General features: G+C 44.0%; 3 protein-coding genes. 2 read left to right on the forward strand and 1 reads right to left on the reverse strand.

The features are described 5' to 3' along the window. The coding region (tnpA, locus tag KIT90_RS27960) for an IS200/IS605 family transposase (protein ID WP_373417713.1) at nucleotides 1–218 on the reverse strand (218 nt) is incomplete at its 3' end. On the opposite strand from tnpA, the gene KIT90_RS27545 reads away from it, so the two are divergent. Together KIT90_RS27545 and KIT90_RS27550 are read left to right on the forward strand one after the other, a co-directional pair. Then, on the forward strand, nucleotides 207–485 hold the full coding sequence (locus tag KIT90_RS27545) for a hypothetical protein (RefSeq protein ID WP_285379732.1): 279 nt from the start codon (nucleotides 207–209) through the stop codon (nucleotides 483–485). The genes tnpA and KIT90_RS27545 overlap by 12 nt on opposite strands. A 295-nt stretch (nucleotides 486–780) precedes the next feature. Further along, complete coding sequence (locus KIT90_RS27550; protein WP_285379734.1) at nucleotides 781–1,305, forward strand: transposase; 525 nt, start codon at nucleotides 781–783, stop codon at nucleotides 1,303–1,305. Nucleotides 1,306–1,328 lie beyond the last annotated feature (23 nt).

Here is a 1,328-nt window from a genome sequence, read left to right on the forward strand (position 1 = left end):
GATGTGGCAGTTTTCAAACTGTTCACCATTTTAATTGGCTGTATTTTCGAGTTTGCAGAAATTAAGAGGTGAAGATGATCTGGTTCTCCATTGCACTCCAAAAGCTCACATTCCCAAGTTTCGAGTAACCTTCTGTACTGGGATTCTAAGTACGCTGCAACCTCTGGCGTAATGCAGCGGCGACGGTATTTAGTTACAAGAACTAAATGGTAATGAATGTTATAAACGCTGTGATAGAGCGTGTTTTTTCAGAACAGTGCAAAATCAACACGCTATGGCGTAATAATCGCAAAGAGCATGGCATTTTCAACGCCAATGCTCAGAGTGAGCAAGTCACCATAAAGCGGGGCGCGCTAGCTTTCGATGGTTTTTTCCGTCGATTAAAAAAAGTGATAAGAAGGCTGGATTCCCGCGCTTTAAGCCATTCCAACCCTTCAAAGGTTGGGGTTATAAGGCTCATGGTGACGGTTGGAAGCTCCACCTAAAGGAAATAAAACATGGTGCAGTTTATCTGGCTGATGTTGGCATCGTTAAGATCCGAGGTAAAGCTAGAAACGCTGGCGGCAAGCCGAAAACTGCCGAGGTCATCCGTAAGAATGGTGAGTGGTTTATCTCTGTTTCTATGGAGTATGGTTCCATAGAAAGGCAGTGTAGCACTAAAGCTATTGGGTTAGATTGGGGCGTTTCTCATTATTTTTCGACTGTCGATCAGGATGGTAATTTTGAACAAGTTGGGAAAACCCACGCTACCTTAGAAACAGTAAAGAACAACTAGCCTCTTTGCAACGTGATTTAGCTTTAGCGAAAAAAGGGACTCGTGCCCATCGCAAATTAAAGCATCAAATAGCCAAACTTCATCAAAAGATAGTCCGTCAGCGGCTCGATTTTACACATAAAGAAACTGCAAAATTAGTAGAAGTGGCAGCATTAATAGCCACAGAAAAGCTGACCGTTAAGAACATGACTCGCAACGCCAAAGGCACTGCCGAAGAACACGGAAAAATGGTAAAACAAAAGGCAGGCTTGAACAGGGAGATCCTGAACACTGCACCAGTCATGACTCTTAATTTGCTGCGATACAAAGCGGAAGAAGCTAGTAGCGAATTTGTTGAAGTGCCAGCAAAGCAAGTTAAGCCAAGTCAAACCTGCCCAGACTGTGGAGCTAAGAAGAAAAAATCCTTAGCTGAACGTTGGCACTCATGTAAATGCGGTTGTGAGAAGCCACGTGATGTAGCCAGTGCGCAAGTTAATTTAAGCTGGGCGTTAGGTATTCAGGCTGGGAACCAGCCTAAAAGGGCAGCTTAAGCTTTCCTTTTGAAACGCCTTCA

Origin of the sequence: Vibrio sp. B172a (assembly GCF_030248355.1) — a bacterium.
Taxonomy (GTDB): Bacteria; Pseudomonadota; Gammaproteobacteria; order Enterobacterales; family Vibrionaceae; genus Vibrio; species Vibrio owensii.